The organism is Oleiagrimonas sp. C23AA, assembly GCF_011759385.1.
Taxonomy (GTDB): Bacteria; Pseudomonadota; Gammaproteobacteria; order Xanthomonadales; family Rhodanobacteraceae; genus Oleiagrimonas.
Genome location: NZ_JAARLY010000009.1, coordinates 40,833 through 59,698, shown reverse-complemented (window position 1 = coordinate 59,698; position 18,866 = coordinate 40,833). Strand labels below are relative to the sequence as shown.

The 18,866-nt window shown below is 65.9% G+C and carries 19 protein-coding genes and 1 tRNA gene; 12 read left to right on the top strand and 8 right to left on the bottom strand.

The features are described from left to right. Window positions 1-27 precede the first annotated feature (27 nt). Entirely contained in the window at window positions 28-426 is a 399-nt protein-coding gene (locus HBF24_RS14495) for a hypothetical protein (protein WP_167174327.1), read from the bottom strand. 209 nt (window positions 427-635) lie between these two features. Between HBF24_RS14495 and HBF24_RS14490 the strand changes: the two genes are divergently transcribed. The 4 genes from HBF24_RS14490 (at window position 636) to HBF24_RS14475 (ending at window position 3,275) form a co-directional block, all read left to right on the top strand. Then, window positions 636-1,595, top strand: coding sequence for a biotin--[acetyl-CoA-carboxylase] ligase (locus HBF24_RS14490; RefSeq protein ID WP_167174324.1), 960 nt, complete (start codon window positions 636-638; stop codon window positions 1,593-1,595). Then, complete coding sequence (locus tag HBF24_RS14485) at window positions 1,592-2,329, top strand: type III pantothenate kinase (RefSeq protein ID WP_167174321.1); 738 nt, start codon at window positions 1,592-1,594, stop codon at window positions 2,327-2,329. The genes HBF24_RS14490 and HBF24_RS14485 overlap by 4 nt, the downstream gene beginning before the upstream one ends. Before the next feature lie 78 nt (window positions 2,330-2,407). Beyond that, on the top strand, window positions 2,408-3,157 hold the full coding sequence (locus tag HBF24_RS14480; RefSeq protein ID WP_167174318.1) for an SPOR domain-containing protein: 750 nt from the start codon (window positions 2,408-2,410) through the stop codon (window positions 3,155-3,157). 42 nt (window positions 3,158-3,199) lie between these two features. Continuing rightward, window positions 3,200-3,275: transfer RNA gene (locus HBF24_RS14475), tRNA-Thr, on the top strand. 29 nt (window positions 3,276-3,304) lie between these two features. Here the strand turns inward: HBF24_RS14475 and HBF24_RS14470 are convergent. Then, on the bottom strand, window positions 3,305-4,270 hold the full coding sequence (locus tag HBF24_RS14470) for an AraC family transcriptional regulator (RefSeq protein WP_206064358.1): 966 nt from the start codon (window positions 4,268-4,270) through the stop codon (window positions 3,305-3,307). Between the two features lie 76 nt (window positions 4,271-4,346). On the opposite strand from HBF24_RS14470, the gene HBF24_RS14465 reads away from it, so the two are divergent. From HBF24_RS14465 to HBF24_RS14445, 5 genes are all read left to right on the top strand, one after another. Next, a complete protein-coding gene (locus HBF24_RS14465) occupies window positions 4,347-5,342 on the top strand; it encodes an oxidoreductase (RefSeq protein ID WP_167174314.1) in 996 nt (331 codons plus the stop codon). 174 nt (window positions 5,343-5,516) lie between these two features. Beyond that, window positions 5,517-5,915, top strand: coding sequence for a rhodanese-like domain-containing protein (locus HBF24_RS14460; RefSeq protein ID WP_167174311.1), 399 nt, complete (start codon window positions 5,517-5,519; stop codon window positions 5,913-5,915). A gap of 101 nt (window positions 5,916-6,016) precedes the next feature. Further along, entirely contained in the window at window positions 6,017-6,934 is a 918-nt protein-coding gene (rocF, locus tag HBF24_RS14455) for an arginase (protein ID WP_167174308.1), read from the top strand. 94 nt (window positions 6,935-7,028) lie between these two features. Next, window positions 7,029-8,372, top strand: coding sequence for a tryptophan--tRNA ligase (locus tag HBF24_RS14450; RefSeq protein ID WP_167174305.1), 1,344 nt, complete (start codon window positions 7,029-7,031; stop codon window positions 8,370-8,372). Between the two features lie 23 nt (window positions 8,373-8,395). Next, window positions 8,396-8,695, top strand: a complete 300-nt coding sequence (locus HBF24_RS14445) for a hypothetical protein (protein ID WP_167174302.1) — start codon at window positions 8,396-8,398, stop codon at window positions 8,693-8,695. Between the two features lie 103 nt (window positions 8,696-8,798). Here HBF24_RS14445 and HBF24_RS14440 read toward each other — a convergent pair whose 3' ends face one another. The 4 genes from HBF24_RS14440 to pdhA form a co-directional block, all read right to left on the bottom strand. Continuing rightward, on the bottom strand, window positions 8,799-9,092 hold the full coding sequence (locus tag HBF24_RS14440; RefSeq protein WP_167174299.1) for a VOC family protein: 294 nt from the start codon (window positions 9,090-9,092) through the stop codon (window positions 8,799-8,801). 128 nt (window positions 9,093-9,220) lie between these two features. Continuing rightward, window positions 9,221-10,588 (bottom strand): dihydrolipoamide acetyltransferase family protein, encoded by a 1,368-nt coding sequence (locus tag HBF24_RS14435; RefSeq protein WP_167174297.1) that lies wholly within the window; start codon window positions 10,586-10,588, stop codon window positions 9,221-9,223. Window positions 10,589-10,669: 81 nt separating this feature from the next. Then, a complete protein-coding gene (locus HBF24_RS14430; RefSeq protein ID WP_167174294.1) occupies window positions 10,670-11,650 on the bottom strand; it encodes an alpha-ketoacid dehydrogenase subunit beta in 981 nt (326 codons plus the stop codon). Between the two features lie 20 nt (window positions 11,651-11,670). After that, window positions 11,671-12,750: a pyruvate dehydrogenase (acetyl-transferring) E1 component subunit alpha gene (gene pdhA, locus HBF24_RS14425; protein ID WP_167174291.1), complete on the bottom strand. Its 1,080-nt coding sequence runs from the start codon at window positions 12,748-12,750 to the stop codon at window positions 11,671-11,673. A 371-nt stretch (window positions 12,751-13,121) separates the two neighbouring features. On the opposite strand from pdhA, the gene HBF24_RS14420 reads away from it, so the two are divergent. Both HBF24_RS14420 and HBF24_RS14415 read left to right on the top strand, forming a co-directional pair. Further along, window positions 13,122-13,973, top strand: a complete 852-nt coding sequence (locus HBF24_RS14420; RefSeq protein ID WP_167174288.1) for a tryptophan 2,3-dioxygenase family protein — start codon at window positions 13,122-13,124, stop codon at window positions 13,971-13,973. A gap of 119 nt (window positions 13,974-14,092) precedes the next feature. Continuing rightward, window positions 14,093-15,595: a peptide MFS transporter gene (locus HBF24_RS14415; protein WP_167174285.1), complete on the top strand. Its 1,503-nt coding sequence runs from the start codon at window positions 14,093-14,095 to the stop codon at window positions 15,593-15,595. A 136-nt stretch (window positions 15,596-15,731) separates the two neighbouring features. Here the strand turns inward: HBF24_RS14415 and HBF24_RS14410 are convergent, their stop codons facing one another. After that, the gene (locus tag HBF24_RS14410; RefSeq protein ID WP_167174282.1) at window positions 15,732-16,757 is read right to left on the bottom strand and encodes a D-alanine--D-alanine ligase; all 1,026 of its coding nucleotides are present in this window, start codon (window positions 16,755-16,757) and stop codon (window positions 15,732-15,734) included. Between the two features lie 161 nt (window positions 16,758-16,918). Between HBF24_RS14410 and HBF24_RS14405 the strand changes: the two genes are divergently transcribed. After that, the gene (locus HBF24_RS14405; RefSeq protein ID WP_167174279.1) at window positions 16,919-17,611 is read left to right on the top strand and encodes a VTT domain-containing protein; all 693 of its coding nucleotides are present in this window, start codon (window positions 16,919-16,921) and stop codon (window positions 17,609-17,611) included. Here HBF24_RS14405 and HBF24_RS14400 read toward each other — a convergent pair. Further along, entirely contained in the window at window positions 17,605-18,840 is a 1,236-nt protein-coding gene (locus HBF24_RS14400; RefSeq protein ID WP_167174275.1) for an aminotransferase class I/II-fold pyridoxal phosphate-dependent enzyme, read from the bottom strand. The genes HBF24_RS14405 and HBF24_RS14400 overlap by 7 nt on opposite strands. Window positions 18,841-18,866: the final 26 nt, after the last annotated feature.

Genomic DNA, 18,866 nt, shown 5'->3' with positions numbered 1-18,866 from the left:
TGACGGCCGAGGCAGCGAGCCAAGTGCTTACTGGATGGAGCCGGGAAGAAACGATTGCCAGCCAAGCCTGGACGAGGACGAGTGGCCGCCGCCGCCATGATTGTTGCTGTTGTCGGGCACTGAGCTGCGGTCGTTGCTGGTCGCACTGGCTTCGGAGCTATCGGTACCGCTGTTGCTGCTGGTACTGACGGGGCGATCGCTCAGGCTGTCCGAGCGCGAGCTGCCCAGCATGGCGCCGGAACTGACACTGCTGTTGTCGGTGCCATTGCCGCTCAGGGTGGTGGTCCCGGTGCTGCTGGTAACGCCGGAAAGCAGGCTGTCCGCTGCCGAGGCCCACTGCTGGCCCAGCACGGAATCGGCCGCACGGGCCCCCGGAATCACGCCGAGAAAGGCCACGCATGCCACGGAAATTGTCAGCGTTTTCAAGGCTGTCCACCCCTCTCAGCGGAACCTCAATGGTTGATACTGGCACAAGGCGCGTGGCGTTTCCACTTTTTCTACACAAACGCAAGTGCATATGCCGCGATTGCGGGCAACAGTTACACTTTGCCAATGCGCAGTCTTTTTTTGATGGATCGGCCCGCCAGAAAGGCGCCGTGCAGCGGTCCAACATGGCCCGATGACGGTGGCCAATAATGCATCCTCGCGATCTGCTTGAAGCGCTGGCCGAAGGCCAGGCGCACTCGGGAGCGGCGCTGGCCGATCATCTGCACGTCACGCGCGCCGCGGTCTGGAAGCAGATCGAGGCGCTGCGCCAGCGCGGCCTTCCGGTCGATGCCCAGGCCGGCGCCGGTTATCGCCTGCCGTGGCCGGTGCAGCTGCTGGATCAGCACGCCTTGCGCGAGCGGTTGGCAGATCTGTCGCTGGGTGCGCTGGAGGTGCATTGGGAACTTGATTCCACCTCCAGCGAGTTGCAGCGGCGTGACGATGTGGCCGACCTTTCCTTTGTACTGGCCGAAATGCAGAGCGCCGGGCGGGGCCGTCGCGGTCGGCACTGGCTATCGCCGCCAGCGCTGAATATCTATGTGTCGTGCCTGAAGCGTTTCGACCTGGGGTTCGCGCAGCTTTCCGGGCTGTCGCTTGCGGTGGGCGTGGCGCTGATGCGCACGCTTTCGGCGCTGGGCATCGCGGGAGTCGGCCTGAAGTGGCCCAACGATGTGCTGGCCGGCCCGGCCAAGCTGGCTGGGGTGCTGGTGGAGCTGTCCGGCGAGTTTCAGGGGCCGTGCGAGGCGGTAATCGGCATCGGTCTGAATGTGCGCCTGCCCGAGGCGTTGCGCGCGCAGGCCGGGCAGCCGGTGACCGATCTGGCCACTTTGTGCGGTGGTCAGGCGCCGGATCGAAATCAGGTGGCGGCCACGTTGATTCGCACGCTGGCCGAAACGCTGCGCCAGTTCGAGCGCGAGGGCTTTGCCGCCTTCATCGATGCCTACAACGCCGCCGATGTGCTGCGCGGGCGCGAGCTGACCTTGAGCGGTCCGCAACACCAGTTCCATGGCACCGGTGCCGGCGTGGATGCGCGCGGCGCGCTGCGGGTTCTGACGGCCGATGGCGAGTTGGCCGTGGACAGTGGCGAAGTATCGGTGCGCATGGCATGAGGTTGCTGGTCGATCTGGGCAATACGCGCTTGAAGTGGGCCTTCGACGACGGTTCGGGCGCGCTGGATGTGGCCGCGGCGGCCTGGTCGCAGGCCGACTATTTGCGTCCACTGCAGGAAGCCTTGCGCCAGGCGCCGGCGCTGTCGGCGGTGTGGTTGGCGTCGGTGGTGGACCACGAGCGCGAGGTGCAAGTGGCCTCCGCCGTGCAGGCTGCCGCTGTCCTGCACTGGGTGCGCACGCCGGCGCAGGGCGCGGGCGTGATCAATGCCTACGCACAGCCGCAGCGGCTAGGTGTCGATCGTTTCCTGGGAATGGTCGCGGCGCGTGCCGCTCACGCCGCGCCTTGCGTGCTGGTCGGATGTGGCACCGCGCTGACGCTGGATGCACTGTCCGGCGAGGGGCTGCATCTGGGTGGCTTGATTGCGCCGGGGCCGCGGCTGATGCAGCAATCGGTGCTGGGCGCCACGGCGCAGGTCCGACCCGCTGACGAGGGTGCCGTGGTCGATGCCGCCGACAACACCGCCGATGGCCTGGTCTCCGGCTGCTGGCATGCGGCGGCGGCCTTGGTGGAACGCTTTTATCTGCGCATGCAGCCGCGCCTGGGCGAGCAGGCCCGCTTGTGGCTGGGCGGCGGTGACGCGCAGGCGCTTGCGGCACTGATCGAACGCCCCGTGCAGTTGCATCACCATGCCGTGCTGCACGGTCTTCGCGCCTGGGCCGATGCGCAGGGATGAGCATGGCTGGCGCCGGTCGCCGCGCCCGTTACAATCGGGCGCGGGTGAGCGCGCCGCAGGGCGCGCCGGGGTGAGGTGATGCTGGTCCGTCTGCTGTTTCTGCTGCTGATTGCCTTGAACGTGGGGGTGGCCGCGTGGCTCACCTTTGGTCCCACGCAGCATCATCAGGTGCCCGCCACCGCGCCCGGTGTTCCGGAGCTGCAGTTGCTTTCCGAAGCACCGCCCGAGCCGGCCGATCAGGCCCCGGCGCCGCCGGTCAGCGTCGACAATCCCGCGGCCGATACATCGGTGGCCACTTCGGTGGCGAAGGCGACTGCGAGTTCGCCATCAACGGCTGCACCGGCCGCGCCCGGCACTCCCGCGCCGACCGCGTCGGCGCCGCAATGTCTGCGCATCGGCCCGTTCGATACCCAGGCCGATACCCGGCAGTTGCTGAGCGAGCTGAGCGGCGTGCAGCGTTCGCGCACGCAGCAGAGCCAGGCCGATCAGTTCACCGGCTGGTGGGTGTACCTGCCCGCGTTTCCCTCGCGTGAGCAGGCGCTGGTCGAGGCGCGACAGCTGGCGGCCAAGGGCGTGCACGATTACTACGTGGTGACCGCCGGTGATCGCCTGAATACGGTGTCGCTGGGGTTGTTCCACGACAAGGACAATGCCATCCACCGTCGTGATCGCATCATCGCACTGGGCTTCAAGCCGCTGATGAAGGCGCGCACCGAAACCCTGCCGCAGTTCTGGCTGGATGTGGTCTTCAAGCCCGGCGCCACGCTTGATTGGAAGGCCCACGTCGGTGATCCGGATGTGCAGGCCAAACCGCTACCCTGTTTCTAGACGCTGCCAAGGCCTCGCCGGCCTGCTAGAATCACGCCCCTCGCCGCTTTAGCTCAGCTGGTAGAGCAACCGCCTTGTAAGCGGTAGGTCGTCCGTTCGAATCGGACAAGCGGCACCATTCTCCTTGAACTGGCAGTGCGCCGGCGGTTACGCCGATGATGCGACGCCTTGGCCGTTCAACGCACGTGCGTAGTGCCGCGGTGACTTCCCGGTAGCACGTTTGAAGGCGTGGCTGAACGCGCTTTCCGAGCCGTAACCCAGTTGCTGCGCCAGTTGCGCCACGCTGGCGTTTTCTTCATCCAGGGCGCGCGCGGCCAGTTGCATCCGCCACGCCGTGAGATAGGCCAGCGGCGTCTGACCGGCCACCTCGCGGAACAGGGCCGCAAACCGGGTGCGTGACATGGCGCAACGCTGCGCCAGTTCCTGCAGTCGCCATGGATGCTGTGGTGCTTCATGCATGCCGCGAAGCGCGGGTGCCAAACGTGCATCGGTGGCGGCACGCAACCAGCCGGCCGGCAGCGTGCCACCCGCCGCCAAGTGCGCGCGCAGGACCTGCACAAACAGCAGATGGGCCAATTGCGAGCGCGCCAATCCGGCGCCGGGCAGGGCTTCGTGCTCATGCACCAATTGATCGAGCACCCAGCTCAGCGCGGTTGCCTGTGGCAAGTTGGTGCGGCTTTGCACATGGATGTACGGCGGCAGGGCTTCGCTCAGCAGGTGCCCATATGTTGATGCCAGACGCACATGTCCGCCCAGGAACATCTGCTCCTGTTCGGTTTTGCTGCCGACGTGGACGATGGCGCCGGGGCGTCCGGCGAATGCTTCGCGCGCGGGCGTCGGGTGCTCGGTGGCATGGTTGCCGACGATGAAACCTCGCGGCGCGGCCAGCAAAACCACGTCGCCGCTGGCCAGGTGCAGGGGTTGCGGATCGTCGTCGAAATGAAAGCAGCAGCTGCCGCGGATGGCGACGAAGAACTTCACCTTGTCAGGTGCCGGAAAGCGCATCGCCCACTGGCCGCCGGTGCTGAATCCGCCGGACACCACCGATTCAATCTGCGCCAGGCGCAAGAGGTGCGAGAGTGGGTCATCGTGCATATTGGTACGAATTCTCATGAATGGCGGATTCACACGCATTCATCGTACCGCGTTTGCATCTTAGGCTGGCCACTTCCCAACCCAGGAGTGAGCCATGAAGACGACACAAACGCCCATTCACAGCGGCTTTGGCGCGGCAAGCACGGCGCGTGAGGTGCTGGCCGGCGTGGATTTGCACGGCAAGCATGCCATCGTGACCGGCGGTTACTCGGGCATTGGTGTGGAGACGGTGCGAGCCTTGACCCGGGCCGGTGCCCGCGTGGTGGTGCCGGCGCGCGATCTGGACAAGGCGCGGCGCAACCTGCATGGCATCGATGTCGATATCGTGCCCATGGATCTGGCCGATCCGGCGTCCATCGATGCCTTCGCCGAGCAGTATCTGTCCCGCGATGTACCGCTGCACATCCTTATCAACAGTGCCGGCATCATGGCCTGCCCACTTACCCGAGATGCACGCGGCTACGAGCTGCAATTTGCCACCAACCATCTGGGGCACTTCCAGCTGACGGCGAGACTTTGGCCGGCGCTCAAGCGGGCAGGCGAAAGTGGCGGTGCCCGCGTGGTGGCGCTGTCGTCATTGGGGCATCGCTATGCGGCAGTGGATCTGGATGACCCTCATTTCAATCAGCGCGCTTACGACCCTTGGCTGGCCTACGGTCAGTCCAAGACGGCCAACGCCTTGTTTGCCGTAGGACTGGATGCCCGTGGCAGGGCGCACGGCGTGCGCGCGTTCTCGGTGCATCCGGGCGGCATCATCACCGATCTTGCGCGCTACATGAGCGAGGATGAACTCAAGAAAATCGGCGCTCTGGATGAAAACGGTCAACCGGTGACCGACCTCGATCGTGGCTACAAGAATGTGCAGCAGGGCGCAGCCACCAGTGTCTGGGCTGCCACCAGTCCGCAGCTGCAGGGCAAGGGCGGTGTGTACTGCGAGAACTGCGATATCGCCCAGCTGGTGGGTGATCTGCATGAGATCGAGCGCGGCGACGCCAATCGCTCGGTGGGGGTTTGTCGCTGGGCCACCGATGCAAAGGCTGCAGAGGGGCTTTGGGTCTTGAGTGAGGCCCAGACCGGCGCCGATCTGTAGCGCGCGTTGTCATCTGCGTGACCGCGACGGGTCGGCTACAATGGCCGACCCGCCGGGGCGACGGTGGCATGCTTGTCTGTCTCGGGACGGCAGGAGGCCGTTCGGCCGTGAAGGCCGCTTATCGATCACCGGGCCGCGCCGATGTGCGGCCTTTTTCAAGTTGCGGAGGGCGTGATGATCAAGCGCGCGATGTGGACGATGGCGCTGTTGCTGGGCGCCGGTGCGGTGCCCGTCTGGGCCGCTCAGGGGCCGATGCGGCCGGCACGACTGGTGCAGCTGCAAAAGGCGCATCAGGCGCCGCTGCTGGTCGATGTGCGCACGCCGCACGAATACCGTGAAGGGCATATCGCCGGCGCGCTGAATGTGCCGGTCAGTCAGGTGGCGGCGCGCTACGGTGCGCTGCACGCCCGCCGCGATCAGCCGATCATCGTTTATTGTCACAGCGGTCGACGTGCGGCGCGCGCCAAGGCCACGCTTGATCGCCTTGGCTTCACCCATGTGCGCCTTCTCAAGGGCAGCATGATGGGCTGGCGTGCGCGGCAGCTGCCCGTGGTGCACGAGTCCGCGCACTGAGGTAGATCCGTTTCGGGCCTTGCCGGTGTGCTGCGTGTGCGCCGCGCCGGCGTTCGGCCTTTGATTTTTGCAACGTGTTTTCGAACAAAGCTAGGTGTTTCATGCGACAGCATCCCCCGATTTCCCTGATTGGCGTTCCCACCGATATCGGCGCCGGCCATCGCGGCGCGTCGATGGGCCCGGAAGCGCTGCGCGTGGCCGGTATCGACAAGGCCCTGCGCGGGCGTGGCATGGAGGTGGTCGATCGCGGCAACCTGACCGGTCCGCTCAATCCGTGGCTGCCGCCGGAAGAAGGCTATCGCCACCTGGATGGCGTGGTGGCCTGGAACAAGGCACTGATGGATGCCACCTATGCCGAGCTTTCGCAGGGGCATTTCCCGATCATGCTCGGTGGTGACCATTGCCTGGCGATCGGCTCGATCACCGCCGTGGCGCGCCACTGCCGCGAGCAGGGCAAGAAGCTGCGCGTGCTGTGGCTGGACGCGCATGCCGACTTCAACACCAACCAGCTGACGCCCTCGGGCAATGTGCACGGCATGCCGGTGGCCTGCCTGTGTGGCTTTGGTCCCGAGCCGTTGACCCACCTGGGTTCGCACGTGCCGGCGATCGAGCCGACCTCGGTGCGCCAGATCGGTATCCGCTCGGTGGACGATGGCGAGAAGAAGTTCGTCCACGAGCAGGGACTGGGCATCTACGACATGCGCTACATCGACGAGCACGGCATGAAGAAGGCCGTCGAGGCGGCGCTGGCCGACATGGACGAGGACACGCACCTGCATGTCAGCTTCGATGTGGATTTTCTCGACCCGACCATCGCGCCGGGCGTGGGCACCACCGTGCGCGGTGGCCCCAATTATCGCGAGGCGCAGCTGTGCATGGAGCTGATCTGCGACTCGGGCCGCATGGCCTCGCTGGATATCGTCGAGCTCAATCCGGCCTACGACAAGCGCAACCGCACCGCACGTCTGGCCGTGGATCTGGTCGAAAGCCTGTTCGGCAAGTCCACGCTGGTGCGCTGAGGCGAGCCCACGCGACACCGCGCCGCGCAGGCTCGTTCCGGCGGGCCGCGCGGCGATGGCGTAAACTCACCGTTTTGATCACGCCACGCCACGCATGAACACGCGAGTCCTTACCGGTATCACCACCACCGGCACCCCGCATCTTGGCAACTACGTCGGCGCCATTCGCCCGGCGGTGCACGAGAGTACGCAGGAGGGCGTGGACGCGTTCTTCTTCATGGCCGACTACCATGCGCTGATCAAGTGCGATGATCCGGCCCGTGTGCAGCGCTCGCGCCTGGAGATCGCCGCCACCTGGCTGGCCGCCGGCCTGGACCCTGCGCGCACCACCTTCTATCAGCAGTCGGATATTCCGGAAATTCCGGAGCTTACCTGGCTTTTGACCTGCGTCACCGCCAAGGGCCTGCTCAATCGCGCGCATGCCTACAAGGCGGCGGTGGACAAGAACACCGAGTCCGGTGAAGACGCCGATGCCGGCATCACCGCCGGGCTTTACATGTACCCGGTGCTGATGGCTGCGGACATTCTGGCCTTCAACGCCAACAAGGTACCGGTGGGCCGCGATCAGGTGCAGCACATCGAAATGGCGCGCGACATCGCGCAGCGCTTCAATCATCTTTACGATGGTGATTTCTTCACCCTGCCCGAAGCCCATGTCGAGGCCCACGTGGCCACGCTGCCGGGTCTGGACGGGCGCAAGATGTCCAAGAGCTACGACAACACCATCCCGCTGTTCGAGGGTGGCCCCAAGCGCATGCGCGAGGCCATTTCGCGCATCGTCACCGACTCGCGCGAGCCGGGCGAGCCGAAGCAGGCCGAGGGCACGGCGCTGTTTACCATCTACCAGGCGTTTGCCTCGGCCGATGAAGGCGCGGCCTTTGCCGATGCGCTCAAGGGCGGCATGGCCTGGGGTGAGGCCAAGAAGCAGCTGTTCGAGCGCCTGGAGCGCGATGTGGCGCCAATGCGCGAGCATTACGACGCGCTGATGGCGCGTCCGGACGAGATCGCCGACGTGCTGCGTGATGGTGCCAAGAAGGCGCGCGCCCAGGCCACGCCGCTGCTGGAACGTCTGCGCGAGGCGGTGGGCCTGGGCCAGGCCAAGCCGGCGCCGGTGAAGAAAGCGAAGAAGAAGGCGGCCAAGCGTGCGCGCTTTGTCAGCTTCCGCGAGGCCGATGGCAAATTTCACTTCCGCTTTGTCGATGCCGATGGCGCCGAGCTGGCGCTGTCGCGTGGCTTTGATGATCCGAAGGCCGCCGGCATGGCCACGCGCGCGTTGATGGGTGCCGAGGCCATCGTGCAGGCACGCGACAAGGTGTTTGTGCTCAGTGTCGGCGACGATGTGCTGGCCGAAAGCCCCGCCTATGCCGATCCGGCCGCACGCGACGATGCCATGGCGCGGGCGCGCCAAGCGCTGGCATCGCTGGCCGACGCCGACTGATGCGCTTCCTCGGGCTGTTTCTGATGGCCCCCTGTCTGATCATCATGGCGGTGCTGTACGGGCTGTTTCCCCGTCATCTGCCCAAGCACGCGCGGCGCCGCTTGTTCGATAGCGCTGTGATCGTGTTGTCGCTGGCAGCCGCCGTGGTGTGTGATATGTGGGGTTACCAGAGCAGCGCGCACGCCGTGGCGGGCATGGCCGGTTCGCGTCCGGGCGACATGTGGCCGCAGGTGATGTCGGCGCTGTACGCCTATGCCGGTTTTACCGTGGTGCTGTTGTCTGCCGTGCCGCTGCGCGCGCGGCTTTGGCCCAAGCCGCGCTGACCGCCTTCGCGCACGTTCAGTCCCGGCGATTGACGTGTGCGCCATGCAGGCCGTCGGCTCGGTGCACGATGCAAAAGCGATGGCCGGTCGGCGCCTGCATCACTCACCAGCGCCCTTGCACCTGCTGGATGCGTGTCGCGCCGAGCGCTTCCAGGCGCGCCGCTTCGGCTTCCAGATCATCGGTTTCAAGATCCAGGTGCACGCGGCTGTCGTGGTCGACCCGTTGCAGCGGTACGCGCAGCGCGTCCGGTGGCGTGTCGAGCACCGCATAGCGCGTATCGGCATTGCCAGCGTTGGTTATGCCATGGCCCAACGCACGACTCCGGCGTGCGGCGGCCTGTTCAAGGTCGGCGCCGTGGCAATCGATCACCAGGTGACACTGGCGGCTGTGGTGCATGCGGCATTCCGTGGGAAAGCGAGACGTGTCTCGAGTATGGCGACTACCGCTGAAGCGGCCGACAATGCCAAAAAAAGGGCGCCCCGCAGGGCGCCCTTTTTTCATATTGCATGAGCTGACGGTGCCGATCAGTTGGGCTGCGACATGTCGTCGATCAGCGCCTTCAGGAAGCGCGCGGCCTCGCCGCCGGTGGCGGCGCGGTGATCGAAGGTCAGCGACAGCGGCATGCGGCGATGGGTTTCGACGCCACCCATCACCGCGACCACATCGTGGCTCAGCTTGCCGGCACCGATGATGGCGACCGTCGGCGGCACCACCACCGGCGTGGCGTAGCGGCCGGCGAACATGCCGAAGTTGGACAGGCTGATGGTGTAGCCGGACAGCTCCGAGGACGGGATCGAGCGGTCCTCGACCTGCGTGCGCAGGCGCTTGATGGCCGAACGCACGCCGGCGCCGTCGAGCATGTCGGCATTGCGCAGCGCCGGCACGAACAGGCCGTCCTCGGTGTCCACGGCAATGCCGATGTCCACGTGCGGATGCATGGTGCGGGTCAGGTTGTCGCCGTCGAACCAGGCGTTGAGCGCCGGCACCGCCTTGCAGGCGGCACAGATCGCGCGCACCAGTCGGGCGGTGATGTCCTGCTTGCCGATCCAGGCATGCAGGTCGGCGTCGTCGACGATGGTGGTCGGCACCACGTTGGCATGCGCATCGGCCATCACGCGTGCCATGTTGCGACGCACGCCCTTGAGCTGCTCGGGCTGACCCAGCACGGCGTCGCTGGCCGGCGGGCGCGTGCGCATCGGCTTGCCCGACTGCGAGGTGGTGCTGCGCTGCGGCGCGGCAGCCGGCGCCGCAGCGGCGCTCTGCTGCGACACGGCCGAGGCGCGGGCCGGCGCGGCACCCAGCGGGGCGCTGCCGTCGGCGGCGGCCTGCTTGACGTCTTTCAGCGTGATCACGCCCTCGGCGCCGCTGGCGCGTACCTTGGACAGATCCACCTTGAGCTTGCGGGCCAGCGCGCGCACGGCCGGCACGGCTTTCACGCCACCGGCGCTGGAGACCTGCTCCACATGCACGGTGTCGCCAGCGGACATGGCGCCGACCACGGTGCCGGCATCCTCGCGATCGCCTTCGCCGGACTCGATCTCGCCGCCCTCATCAGAAGCGGTGACGATCTTTTTCGGCTCGTCCTTTTTCTTTTTCGGGCCGTGGTGGTGGCCGGTATCCTGCGAATCGGCGCGCTGCTTGGCATTGGGATCGGGCTCGAAGTCGGCCAGTGGCGAACCGGTTTCGATGACGTCGCCTTCAGCGCCGTGCAGCTTGACCACCTTGCCGGTATAGGGCGAGGGCACGTCGACCACGGCCTTGGCCGTCTCCATCGACGCCAGCGGCGCGTCGAGCTTGATGTCGTCGCCTTCCTTCACGTGCCACTCGACGATGGTGGCGTCGGGCAGGCCCTCGCCAAGGTCGGGCAGGTTGAATGTCTTGATATCAGCCATGGCTTTTATCCGGGAATGGAGAATGGGTAACGGGGAGCCGCAGCGGGGCGCGTCGGCCCGCGGCGGCTCCCGGCAAGGAACTCAGCTTACCGCCAGCGTCTTGTGCACGGCGGCGCTGATGCGCTCGACGCTGGGCAGGTACTTCATTTCCTGGCGGAACAGCGGAATGTGCGTGTCGTAACCGGTGACGCGCTGCACCGGCGCCAGCAGGTCGTACAGGCATTCCTCGGCCAGACGCGCAGCGATTTCGGCACCGAAGCCGGCGGTCTTGGGTGCCTCGTGCACGATCACGCAGCGGCCGGTCTTGGACACCGACTCGGCGATGGTGTCAAAGTCCAGCGGCGTCAGGGTGGCCACGTCGATGACTTCGGCGCTGATGCCTTCCTCGGCCAGTGCGTCGGCCGTTTCCAGACACTCCTTCACCTGCGCGCCCCAGGTCACCAGGGTCACGTCGGTGCCATCGCGCAGCACGAAGCACACGTCCAGCGGCAGCGCTTCGCCGTCGTCGGGCACTTCTTCCTTGTACTGGCGATAGATGCGCTTGGGCTCGAAGAACATCACCGGGTCCGGATCGCGGATCGCGGCCAGCAGCAGGCCGTAGGCGCGTGCCGGCGAGGACGGCATGACCACGCGCAGGCCCGGGATGTTGGTGAACAGGTGTTCGTTGGCTTCCGAGTGATGCTCGGGCGCGCGGATGCCGCCGCCCCAGGGCGCGCGGAACACCGCCGGCACCGTCAGGCGGCCGCGGGTGCGGTTGCGCAGGCGGGCGGCGTGGCAGGCAATCTGCTCCATCATCGGGTAGATGAAGCCTTCGAACTGGGCCTCGGCCACCGGCTTCATGCCCTGCGCGGCCATGCCTACGGTGACGCCGGCGATGGTGGTTTCGTCCAGCGGCGTGTCGAGCACGCGCAGTTCGCCGAACTTCTTCTGCAGGCCCTGCGTGGCGCGGAACACGCCGCCGTTGACGCCCACGTCCTCGCCCAGCACGACGACGCTTTGGTCGTGCTGCATCTCGTACGCCAGCGCCTGGGTCACTGCTTCAATAAGGGTGATCTGTGCCATGTGTTGCTACTCCTGGAACCTTACTGGCGGTCGAGTTCGATGGCCTGCTCGCGCTGGCGCGCCAGGTCTTCGGGCATCTCGGCGAAGGTGTAGTCGAAGATCGCCGAGGTCGGTTGCGCCTTGTTTTCCAGATAGGCGTTGACCTCGTTGTCCATCCACTCGTCGCACTCGGCCTTCCAGGCTTCTTCCTTTTCCTCGTTCCACACGCCCTTGGCTTCCAGCCAGGCACGCAGGCGCACCACCGGGTCCTTGGTCCAGGCGTCCTTGACCTCGTCCTCGCCGCGGTAGCGGCGCGCGTCGTCGGCGGTGGTGTGATCGCCCAGGCGATAGGTGACCGCCTCGATCACGCTGGGGCCTTCGCCGTTGCGGGCGCGCTCCAGGGCATCACCCATGGCCTTGCGCACGGCGATGATGTCGTTGCCGTCGACCTGGATGGTCGGGATGCCGGCGGCGATACCCTTCTGCGCCAGCGTTTCGGCGCCGGTCTGGATATGGCGCGGCACGGAGATCGCCCACTGGTTGTTGACGATCACCGCCACCAGCGGCAGCTTCTGCGCGCCGGCGATGTTGATGGCGCCGTAGAAATCGCCCTTGGAGGAGCCGCCGTCGCCGATGGTGCACACGGCCACGCGCTTTTCCTCGCGGATCTTGAAGGCCAGCGCCGAGCCGGCCGCGTGCAGGCACTGCGTGGCAATCGGCACCGACCACGGAAAATCGTGACGTGCCGGCTCGTTCTGGTAATCGTTGCCGCGCTCGTCGCCGCCCCAGTAGGTGTAGACCTCGCGCGGTTGCACGCCGCGATACAGCTGTGCGCCGTATTCGCGGTAGCTCGGCGCCAGCACGTCCTCGGCGGCCATCGCCGAACCGATGCCGACGTGAGCCGCTTCATGACCCAGGCACGAGGCGTAGGTGCCCAGCTTGCCGGTGCGCTGCAGCGCCACCGACTTGGCATCGAATACGCGCGTGGACACCATCAGCTTGTACAGCTCGACCATGTGCTCGGTGTCTTCGGCGAAGGCCGGCAGGTCGTCACGCACCTGTTTGCCCTCGGGATCGAGGTACTGCAGGTATTGGATTTCGAAAGTGGCGGCGATGGACACGAGATCCTCCCGAAGGTGAGGTGGAGAAAGATGGAAGCCGTCGCTGGCGTGGGCCGCATACCAGACCATGGCCGCGCGGCATCCGTTCCCCGTCCAGGGAGCGAAGCTGCGCAGGCCGTGCCTGAGATGCAGGCGCCGCAAAGCGCCTATTGTCTCACGCCGGGCGGCATCCGGGGCCGCGAGCGGCTGAATACGTGCAGCGCAGGCCCTTCCAGCGGGGCCGACACGCCGCGATGTCCGCGGATGGGCCGCCCTTGATAACAACAGGGCATATGGCAAGGCAAGGTACAGCGCAGCAAAGCCTTGCGGCCGGAATGGCCCTCGCAGTTGCTATGCTTGGCGCCTTTCCACGCGCGTTTTTGCCAAGTGCCATGAGTGAATCGAACCAGCGTGAACTGGAGCAGGGCATCGAGCGCGACCTCGAAGGCCGCCTCACCTATGCCGGTTATCTGCGCCTGGACCTGTTGCTGAATGCGCAGCGCCCGTTGTCCGAGCCGGCCTATCACGATGAGATGCTGTTCATCGTGCAGCATCAGGTTTCCGAGCTGTGGCTGAAGCTGATCCTGCACGAGCTGGATGCGGCGATGGCGCATATCGATGCCGATGCCATGGACGCGGCCTTGAAGATCCTGGCGCGGGTCAAGCAGATCCAGCGTCAGCTGTTTGAGCAGTGGGCGGTGCTGGAGACGCTGACGCCGCACGAATATCTGCAGTTTCGCGATCGGCTGGGGCCGTCCTCGGGTTTCCAGTCGGCGCAGTACCGTCAGGTGGAATTTGCGCTGGGCAACAAGAGCGCGCAAATGCTGGAGGTGTTCGCGCACGATCCACAAGCCCATGCAGCGCTGGCGGCACGCCTGGACGCGCCGGGCCTGTATGACCGCGCGCTGGCCTGGCTGGCGCGACGCGGCCATGCGGTGCCGGCCTCGCGCCTTGAGCGCGACTGGCGCCAGGCCTACTGTGCCGACGAGGCGCTGCTGCCGGTGTTCAAGGCCATCTACGAGGATCCGGCCACCTACTGGCAGGAGTACCACCTGTGCGAAACGCTGGTGGATATCGAGGAGCACTTCCAGCTGTGGCGTTTTCGCCACATGAAGACGGTCGAGCGCATCATCGGCCATCGTCGTGGCACCGGTGGCTCGTCCGGCGTGGGTTTTCTCAAGCAGGCGCTGGAGCTGCGTTTCTTCCCGGAATTGCTGGACGTGCGCACCGAATTGGGTCGTTGATCGAGCGCGCCGGGATTGACGCCCCCGGCGCGGGCAGGTACATCTGCACGTTCTTTTCGTAAGTTCATGCGAATGACGCAAGCTTCTGCGTCGCATGGATCAGGGGACGTTCTTACCGCATGACCAGCCACGATCAGGCGCCCGCCGCGCCGCAGTTTCCGCAGACCATGGGCCATCCACGACCGTTGTGGATGCTGTTCATGACCGAATTCTGGGAGCGCTTTGCCTTCTACGGCATGCGCTGGGCGCTGACGCTGTACATCGTGGCGCAGTTCTGGAACGGCGATGAGGCCGGCCAAGCCTCGGCCAGCCGTACCTACGGCGCCTATCTGGCGCTGGTTTATGCCACCGCGGTATTTGGCGGCTACGTCGCCGACAAGATCATCGGCTATCAGCGCTCGATCCTGCTGGGTGCGGTGGTGATGGCGGCGGGGCTTTTCGCGATCATGCTGCCGTACCACTCGGTGTTCGTCTTCGGGCTGTCGATGGTCATCGTCGGCAACGGCCTGTTCAAGCCCAACATTTCCTCGATGGTGGGCCAGCTCTATGCCACCGGCGATTCGCGCCGCGACCGTGGCTTCACGCTTTTCTATATGGGCATCAACGCCGGCGCGCTGATTGCGCCGATCCTGACCAGCATACTGGCCGACAAGGTGTTTGGCAGCGACAGCCACCACAACTACCACGTGGTGTTCGCCGCCTCGGGCATCGGCATGCTGATCAGCCTGGTGTGGTTCTGGATCGGCCGGCGCATGCTGGGCGATATCGGTCGGCCGCTCAGCGCCGAGATGGCCGATCCCAAGCGCCTGCTTTACGTCATCATCGGTGTGGCGGTGGCCGTGCCGCTGGTCTATCTGTTGATGGACGGCGCCGGCGCGGTGGTGATCCAATGGCTGCTGATGGCGCTTTTCCTGGGCGTGGCGGTGATGCTGGTGGTCGAGGCGGTGCGCAACGGCCGCGTGCAGATCCACCGCGTGATCGCCATGCTGATCATCTTCGCCTTCAATGTGCTGTTCTGGATGTTCTTCGAGCAGGCGGGCAGCTCATTCAACTTCCTGGCGCAGAACATCGTCGATCGCAACCTGGGCGGCTGGCAGTTCCCGGTGGGCTGGTTCCAGTCGGTGAACCCGGTGGCCATTGTCGCGCTGGCGCCGCTGATTGCCGCGGCCTGGGCGTGGCTGGACGGGCGCGGCGCCGAGCCGTCGATTCCGCGCAAGTTCGGCCTGGGCCTGATCGGCAACGCGCTGGGCTTTGCCGTGCTGATGTTTGCGCTGTCTTCGCTGGTCGATGCCAGCGGCATGATTCCGCTGTGGACGCTGGTGCTGTGTTACGTGCTGCAGACCGCCGGCGAGCTTTGCCTGTCACCGATCGGGCTTTCCATGGTCACCAAGCTGGCGCCGATGCGCCTGGTCGGCCTGGCCATGGGCGGCTGGTTCCTGTCCACGGCCATTGGCAACAACCTGGCGGGCCTGTTCGCCGGCCACGTCAGCGGCGAGGGCGGGCTGACGGTGGCCTCGGCACTGTCCGGCTACACCATGGGTTTCTGGATTCTGGCCGGCGGCGGCGTGCTGTTGTTCTTGCTGGCACCGCTGATCAATCGCCTGATGCACGGCATCAAGTAAGTCCGGCGAGGGTTTTGCGTCCGACGCGGGTGCGTGAGCGGATGGTGGTGTGGGGACTATCGACCCGCCCGACCGCGTCGGACGCGATTTATCAGGCTTGCGGTGGTGTCGCGCTCTCGATCAGCGCAGGTGCGCATTATTCCTCGTCGGGATAGCGGCTGATCAGCCGAAGCTCGGCCAGAAAGCGCGAAATCACCTGACGCAGGCTCATCGGGCGTTCGCCGCGGGCGCGGTTTTCGGCGCCGACGGCGTACAGGTATTTCCAGTGCTCGAGCAGGCCGGCGTAGGTCTCGGCAATGCTGGTGCGCGGGTCCCAGATATGGGTGGGTTCGCCACCGGCACCGTTGTACTCGACGATGGAAAATTCTTCGCCGCGCTTGAGCGCTTCCAGCGTGGTGTAGCGCACGTCGAAGCGACCGATGAAGAAGCCGGGGACTTCCTGCGCGATGGTATCGAAGGCTTTTTCCATGGCCGGGGTGATGTGCTGGCTGCCGTTCTCGAAGGCCGCGCCACGCACATGGTTGCCCACGGTGACCAGGCGAAAGCGCTCGCCCGGCGCCAGCACGTCATCCAGATGCTCGCGATTTCGCTTGAAGTAGACCTTGGCAAAGGCGCGTGCGCGGTCATCTTGCACAATCAGTTCGCGCAGGGTCGAGCGGCCGTCGCCGACCATTTCCGGAAAGTGCTTGATGGTCAGCGCCAGAATCTTGCCGTGTGCCTGCGAGGGCATGCGCAGATAGAACACCGCCACTTCGCCCGGTCCGGCCGCATAGCGCTGCATCAGCAGCTTGATGCCCGCCGGGAAGCGCGCCAGATGCTTGGCCAGCTCGGCCTCGTTGTGCACCAGCTTGACGCCGAAGCCGCGTCGGCCGATATCGGGCTTGACGATAAACGGGAAACTGAGCCCCACCTCGACCATGGCTTGCCGGGCCCGTGCCATTGCATCGGCGCCGGCCTCGATGGCCACGTAGGCCGGCAGATGGCGCCGTCCCAGCGGGCCCATCAGCTCGAAGAGTTCCGCCTTGGACTCGTTGGAAAGCCCGCTGCCGTCGATGCCTGGATTGGCGATGGTGGGCAGGGTCAGGCCGCGGTAGCGCACCATCAGGTACAGGCAGTAGGGAATATGCAGCGCGTAGATGACAAACTGGGGCGCCCTCTCCATGATGGAGACGGTCCGCGGGGCGGACGTGGTTCCCGGGCGCCGGGCAAACCGGCCGATCATGCGAGGATGCTCCCGTGCAGACGGCCAGCCAAGCCGGTCGTCGAGTCGATGTGCGGCCGTTGCCGGCACGTTGGAATGGTATGGCGGTAGCGAGGTAAGACGTGTTCGAGCATGTGGCTGGGTCGTTGGGTGAGGGGGTGGCGTCAGGCCTGCCCGATCTGTTGCACTGGTTGCGTTCGGTGCCATCGCAGGCGCCCTGGCTGATGGCGCTGGCCATCATTGCCGGAACGCTGATCCACGAGGACATGACCACGGTGGTGACCGGCATGCTGGTGGCTGATGGCGTGGTGGCCACTGCCGTGGCGCTGCCGGCGCTGTATGTGGGTATTGTGGTGGGTGATGCCGGGCTTTACGGGTTGGGACGGCTGATCGCGCTCAATCGCATTTCGCAGCGCGTGCGCCACGCCAAGCGTTTCGCCGCGCTGAAAGTATGGCTGGACGAGCGCCTGGTGGCCGGCGTGTTCGTGGTGCGCTTCATGCCCGGCTTGCGCCTGCCGGCGTATACCACCTATGGATTCTTCGCCATGCCGTTGCGTCGCTTCATGGGCGCGGTGGTGGTGGCGGCGGCGATCTGGACCACGGGCCTTTTCTATCTGTCGCTCAAATTCGCCGACGTGACCCAGCACTGGCTTGGCCTGCTGCGCTGGCCGGTGCTGATCGTGGCCGCCTGGGCGCCATTGCTGCTGGTGCGCCACCTGGTCAAGCGCCGGCTGCCGGACACCGAGGCGCCCGCGGCCGATGCGGAGGTTCAGGGCAGCGAAGCCGAGCCGGGCCAGCGGCCCGACATTCACTGACCGGCCACCTTGACCGATGGCGGCGCCAGCGCCGCAAGCGCGTCACGCACCGTGCTGACAATGTAGTCCAGGTGGCGCTGCTGCAGCGTGGACGAAAGGCGCATGTCGCAGACGTTCTGCAGCGAGCGCCGCGTCTGCGGCAGCTCGGGAATGGCCTTGCCCAGGTAACGCCAGTTGTAGAACGCGCGGGCATTGTTGGGGTCGGCAAATCCCGACAGCGGCAACCCGGCGTCGCGCGCCTGGGCGATGAAAGCCTGCATCTGCTCGGTGCTCAGCTGCGGCACGCGAAACTGCAGCGAATCGGGGATGCGCGTCTCGGCCGCATAAGCCCTTGGCAGTTCCAGGCCCAGTGCGGACAGATGCTGTTCCAGATAGGCGTACATCTGCCGGTATCGATGCCCGCGCTCATCAAGCAGGGCCAGTTGTGGCCGCGCCACGGCAGCGGTCAGGTTGTTCATGCGCACGTTGTGCGCCGGCAGCTGTCCGGCGTAGCGCTCGAACAGCGCACTGTCGGCATTGAAGTGCTTGCGATAGTTGGTTTCGTAGGCGCCGGACAGGTAGATCGCCTTGACGATGATCTGCTCATCGTCGGTGGTCAGCATGCCGCCTTCGCCGGCGTTGATGATCTTGTTGGACTGGAACGAGAAGCAGCCGACCCGGCCAAACGTGCCCACGGCCTGATCGTGCCAGCGCGCGCCCAGCGCATGCGCGGCGTCTTCCACCACTTTCACGCCACGGGCCTGACACAGGCGCATGATGGTGTCCATCTCGCAAATGTGGCCGCGCATGTGTGACAGCAGCAGCACCGGCGTGTCGTCGCCGATCTTGCGCTCCAGATCTTCCAGGTCAATGCGGTAGTCGTCGGTGCATTCGACGAACACCGGCTCGGCGCCGAGCACGACGATGGCGCTGGGTACGGCAGTGAAGGTGAAGCCCGGCACCAATACGCGGGTGCCTGCCTCGACACCGCAGGCCAGCAGGGCCAGTTCGATGGCCTGGGTGCACGAGCTCACGCCCAGCGCGTGCCGGACGCCCAGGTAGTCGGCGAAGTCGCGCTCCAGCAGGGCGACTTCACAGTCCTCGGGGCGCTTGCCGCCATAGCGGAACAGCTTGCCCGAGCGCATGATGTCCATGGCGCGTTGCATGCCCGCCTCGGGCACCGGTTCAAGTCGCGTGAAATCGTCGGCCGAGATGCCCTCGTTGGCGGCATCGATATTGGTGATGGTCATGGCGTTCCTGGGACGTGTGCGCTCGG